The sequence below is a fragment of the Hyalangium sp. genome, assembly GCF_035629615.1.
Taxonomy (GTDB): domain Bacteria; phylum Myxococcota; class Myxococcia; order Myxococcales; family Myxococcaceae; genus Hyalangium.
The window spans coordinates 1-5,171 of sequence record NZ_DASPHO010000760.1; the positions used below are offsets into that span (position 1 = coordinate 1).

The 5,171-nt window shown below is 67.8% G+C and carries 4 protein-coding genes and 2 pseudogenes; 4 read left to right on the plus strand and 2 right to left on the minus strand.

The genetic code is table 11. The features are described from left to right. Positions 1-817: pseudogene (locus VD972_RS37970) on the plus strand (RNA degradosome polyphosphate kinase); the annotation flags it as partial. Between the two features lie 9 nt (positions 818-826). On the opposite strand, the gene VD972_RS37975 reads toward VD972_RS37970, so the two are convergent. Then, complete coding sequence (locus tag VD972_RS37975) at positions 827-1,906, minus strand: phospholipase D-like domain-containing protein (protein ID WP_324993716.1); 1,080 nt, start codon at positions 1,904-1,906, stop codon at positions 827-829. A 94-nt stretch (positions 1,907-2,000) separates the two neighbouring features. Next, positions 2,001-2,189, minus strand: a complete 189-nt coding sequence (locus VD972_RS37980) for a hypothetical protein (protein WP_324993717.1) — start codon at positions 2,187-2,189, stop codon at positions 2,001-2,003. Positions 2,190-2,398: 209 nt separating this feature from the next. Between VD972_RS37980 and VD972_RS37985 the strand changes: the two genes are divergently transcribed. The 3 genes and pseudogenes from VD972_RS37985 (at position 2,399) to VD972_RS37995 (ending at position 4,852) form a co-directional block, all read left to right on the plus strand. Then, positions 2,399-3,457, plus strand: a complete 1,059-nt coding sequence (locus VD972_RS37985; RefSeq protein ID WP_414654194.1) for a serine/threonine-protein kinase — start codon at positions 2,399-2,401, stop codon at positions 3,455-3,457. A gap of 181 nt (positions 3,458-3,638) precedes the next feature. Then, positions 3,639-4,593, plus strand: a pseudogene (locus VD972_RS37990) (transposase). A gap of 58 nt (positions 4,594-4,651) precedes the next feature. Then, entirely contained in the window at positions 4,652-4,852 is a 201-nt protein-coding gene (locus VD972_RS37995) for a hypothetical protein (RefSeq protein WP_324993718.1), read from the plus strand. Positions 4,853-5,171 lie beyond the last annotated feature (319 nt).

Below are 5,171 nucleotides of genomic sequence, written 5' to 3' on the forward strand. Positions count from 1 at the left end.
CGGCATTCGTCGCTACGTGCACCTGGGGACGGGCAACTACAACCCGACGACGGCGCGGCAGTACACGGACCTGTCGCTCTTCACGGCGCGGCAGGAGATCGCCGAGGACGTGACGGCGCTCTTCAACCTGCTGACGGGGTACTCCACAGCGCCACAGTGGAAGCGGCTGGCAGTGGCGCCCATGGGCTTGCAGGAGAAGGTGCTGGGGCTCATCCACCGTGAGACGGAGAAGGCGAAGAAGGGCGAGCCGGCTCGGATCGTGGCGAAGATGAACTCACTGGTGGACGCCAGCGTCATCAAGGCGCTGTACGCGGCGAGCCAGGCCGGGGTGAAGATCGAGCTGCTGGTGCGAGGCATCTGCTGCCTGCGGCCGGCAGTCCCAGGGGTGAGTGAGAACATCCGCGTGACCAGCGTGGTGGATCGGTTCCTGGAGCACAGCCGGGTGTTCGCCTTTGGCGAGGGGGCGCAGACCGAGGTGTGGGCGTCGAGCGCGGATTGGATGCCACGCAACTTCCTGCGACGCATCGAGACGATGTTCCCCGTGGAGGATCCGGCCTTGCGCCAGCGCCTGCTGGACGAGGTGTTGGGGGTGGGGCTCAAGGACAACGTGAAGGCGCGGCGGCTGCAGCGGGACGGCTCGTACGTGCCCGTGGGGCAGGAGGGTGCGCCGGTGCGCAGCCAGATGGTGTTGCTGGAGCTGGCGCGGCGCGTGGCGGACCCGAAGCCCATCGAGTCGCTCATCCGGCACGTCGCGGCGCCAGATCTGCCTGCCGAGTCGCTGCGCTCGCCTGTGGCACCGGCACCTCCAGCGAGCTGAACTCGCGCCCTACCGCCGACGCCTCCGCCCCATGAAGTTGGCGAAGGCCTCGGCGAAGCGCGCGCCGGCCAGCCCCAGGATGTCCAACAGCCAGGCCTGCAGCCCCGTGCGCGAGCAGTCCGCCAGGACGATGGGCCGGGAGGCCTTCAGGTGCTTGTCCAGCCACGCGGTGGCCTGCGCCGCGACCCCCTCGTCCTCCACGTCTACCAGCGTCTCCAGGTTCACCATGGACAGCGGATCCAGGTTGAAGCTGCCCACCAGCAGCCGCTTCCCATCCACCACCGCCGCCTTCGCGTGCAGCGTGGAGGCGGTCCACTCGTGGATGTGGACGCCGCCTCGCAGGAAGTACCGGTACAGCCGCATGGTCGCTGCTCGCGCGAACGGCACGTCGCTGCGCCCCGCCAGCAGCAGGTGCACCGACACACCCCGCCTCGCCGCCCGAGTCAGCGCGCGCATGAAGCCTCGATCCGGCAGGAAGTACGCGTGGGCCAGCACCACCTGCTGCTCCGCATGCTTGAGCGCCATCAGATACCGGTTCTTCAGCCGCCGTCCCCCGCTGAAGCCCGACAGCAGCACCCGCACGGGCCCTGAGACGAGCTCCACCCTCCCGGCCTGCAGCTTCGCGCCCAGCTGCACGCAGATGTCCCCTCGCAGCTCCAGCACCAGGTCCGCCCACCCGGGCTCTCCCTCCGCCCCCATGTACTCGTCGCCGATGTTGACGCCGCCGATGAACGCCACCCGGTCATCCACCAGGAGGATCTTCCGGTGGTTGCGCCACGCTCGCCCCGTGAAGAGCGAGGTGAGTGGGTTGTAGATCTGGACCTTCGCCCCCGCGGCCTGCAGCGTCGCCTTCAGCGGTCCGCTCTCGCCCATGCTCCCCCAGCCATCGACGATCACCTTCACCTCCACACCCCGCTGCGCCGCCGCCGTCAGCTCCGCCACGAAGCGCGAGCCCACGCCCTCCCGCTCGAAGGTGTAGACCTCCAGGTGCACCCGCCGCGTGGCGGACGCGATGGCCGCCAGCATGCGGGGATAGGCCTCGGCGCCGCCGTCCAGCAGCGTCACCTGCGCGCCAGCAGCCTCCTTCATCGGCGCAGGCACAGGCGCGGCTGCAAGTGTGCTTTCAGGGCTCAAGACTGTTGAACCTGGAACTTTTCTCTCGGGGTAGAACGCGGGAGCCACGTCACCCGTCGTGCTTTCGCGCACCCTTGCCCTGGCCCTTGTGGCGGCACTCGCTGCCATCCCAGTACTGGCTGGGGTGGCAGTCCCTCTTGCTCTTGGCCGGCTTCACCACGGTCGTTCTGTCCCGGATGACGATGCAGCCCCCCAGCGAGAAGAGGGCGATGAGAGGCAGGAGAAGTCGGAGGTTCATGGAAGGCGCAGCCTACCTGGAGTCAGGCGGGATGTGAGGGCCTGCCCGCTTCTCCAGCAGGAAGGCAACCACAGCTGTCGACGGTCCGCGCGCAACTCGCTACCGTACGGGCCGTGGCTGCTCCCGAGAAGGACAAGTTGGAAAAGACGCCGCTTCGTCATCGCAAGATTGGTGCCTACCGCGTGCTCGGAGAACTGGGCCGTGGAGGCATGGCCCAGGTGTACAAGGGCCTCCACGAGCAGCTCCAGCGCGAGGTCGCCCTCAAGGAGCTGCTCCCGGACGCCCAGAAGGACAAGGAGTCCCTGTCCCGCTTCCACCGCGAGGCGCTCGCCCTGGCCGCGTTCCGGCACCAGAACATCGTCACCCTGTACGATTTGGTGGAGAAGAACGAGAGCCTCTTCATGGTCATGGAGTACGTGGACGGGCCCACGCTCCATGATCTCATCAAGGACGGGCCGCTGCCCCCGGACGTGGCCGCCGTCATCGGCGCCCGCATCGCCAGCGCGCTGGACCACGCGCACTTCCGTCACATCATCCACCGCGACCTCAAGCCCGGCAACGTCATGCTCACCAAGGCCGGTGAGGTGAAGCTGATGGACTTCGGCATCGCCAAGGACGTGGACCTGGTGGCGCTCACCCAGCAGGGCATGGCGGTGGGCACGCCCGCGTACATGTCCCCGGAGCAGGTGACGGGCGCGCAGCTGGATCCGCGCACGGACATCTTCTCGCTCGGGGTGCTGCTCTACGAGGCGCTCACTGGCGCACGCCCCTTCCAGGGGAAGACGGCGGGAGAGATCTTCGCGAAGATCCGCGATGGGAAGTACACGCCGCTCCACAAGGGTGCACCCCAGGTGCCCGCGCCGCTGGCCAACGTCGTCAAGCGGGCGCTCGAGGTGAAGCCGGAGAAGCGCTTCCCGGACGCGGCGGCCATGCGGCGTGAGCTGGACCTGTACCTCGCGCGCGAGGTGCAAGTCTCCCACCCGGCGCTGCTGGTGGGCTTCCTGCGCCAGCGCCAGAAGCTCACGGAGACAGAGGCCCTGGCGCACCTGACGCACGCGGAGCTGGGGGTGCTCGAGGCGCACGCCGCCGAGCAGCGCTCCCGCTCGTCCCGAGGCAAGCTGAAGTGGGTGGCCGCCGTGGTGCTGTTGAGCCTGGCCACCGCCACCGGCGTCTACCTCACCCAGGACAAGTGGGTGCCGCTCGTGCAGCAGAAGGGCTCCGAGCAGCCACAGCCCCCCGCGCCGACTCGCAGCTCCCCGCGGAAGTAGGCCTCGAAGCAGGCCTTCCTGTCCCAGACCTGAGACACGTGCTGGCGCGTCATTTCTCACGCGCCAGCACGGGGTTGCCGTGTCTCGACTGAAGCATCCCCTCATTTTTGCGGGCAGGCGGGTAAGGGCTGGCTGGCTCGTCTGATGCAATGGGTAGGGTGTGGCTTGCACTACTTGAAGGGTGAGACCCCCGGCCATCAACGAGCAGCAGGTTCACGAGTACCTCTCCCAGCTTTTCGGGGACGACCTTCACGCCAAGCGAGTGCTGTCGCTGGCCCTGGCGACGCTGGGAGCCATCCATGCGGCGAGCCTGTCGGTGTACGCCAGCGGACGAGGGCTGGCGATGGCCCGAGGCACCCAGGGCAAGCACGGGGTGAAGCAGGTGGACCGGATGCTGTCCAACGACGGTATCAACGTGTGGCACCTGTTCAGTTTGTGGGTGCTCTACGTGCTGGGCCGGCGCACCGAGGCTGTGGTGTCCCTGGACTGGACGGACTTTGACGCCGATGACCACACCGCTGCTGAGGCACCTGGGCTTCGACTACGTGGTGCGCTTCCGCCAGTGCATCCGCGTGACTGACGCCCAGGGCGAGCGCCGCACGGCAGCCCAGTGGGTGCCCGAGGCGGGCCGTGCCCGCAAGCTGCCCCAGGCTCGCGTCACTGCGGACCGTTACCAGGTGGGCGCAGTGGTGTGTGTGAAGAAGAAGGGCATGAAGGAGCCCTGGTGCCTTGCCACCAGCCTGCAGAACGCTTCGGCCGCCAAGGTGATTCGGCTCTATGGCCGCAGATTCACCATTGAAGAGAAGTTCCGGGATATCAAGGACCTGCGCTTCGGCATGGGTCTGTCTGCCATGCACCTCGCCGAGCCGGAGCGGCGCGACAGGCTCTTGCTGTTGGGCGCCCTGGCCGGTGCGCTGCTGACGCTGCTGGGCGCCGCAGGCGAGAGCCTGGGGATGGAGCGCTACCTCAAGGCCAACACCTCCAAGCGCCGCACCTACTCGCTCTTTCGCCAAGGCTGCATGTACTACCAATCCATCCCCAACATGCCTGAGCACCGCCTCCTCCCTCTCATGGCTCGCTTCGCTCAACTCGTCAGGGACCAACCCATTTTCTGCCAAACCTTCGGCCTCATATGAGGGGATGCCTCAGCTGCGGCATAGCTTCGTAACGTGGGCCTCGGAGTGCGGACAAGAAGTGCGGCCCAAGTCGGGAGGGCTCCCCCTGGCCGCTGTTGCCGCCGTGGTGGGGCACCACTCCGCGAACACGACGAAGCGCTTTTACGAAAACGTGAAGGTGCCCCCGATGATCAAGAGCCCGATCAAGCTGGAGCACCCCGAGGATTCTACGCTGCTGCCTGCCCGCCGTGCTGCGCTCAAGCTGGCCGAATCAGCTTGAGGATCGCCGCGCTCTCACTCTCCCCCCGCCAGGTATCGCGCCGGGCGGGGCGCCGCTTGAGCCTGGGGCTTTCTGGCTCGCGGTCCACGCGCTCTAGAAGCGCCTCTAGACTCTTCGTGCAGATCATCGCGGCTTTGCCGACCTTGGGCCCGCGCCGTAGCGCTCCGCTCCTCAACAACTCGCCTGCTGGGCCCGTGGAACCCGCGCGCGTTGGACAGGTGGAGCGGGGCCCCGTGGAGCGCGCCAGGATGGGAGCCACCGCCGAGGGCTCCCAGCTCGGCCCGGTGGCGCGCGCGCGTCGGACAGCGCCAGCTTGATC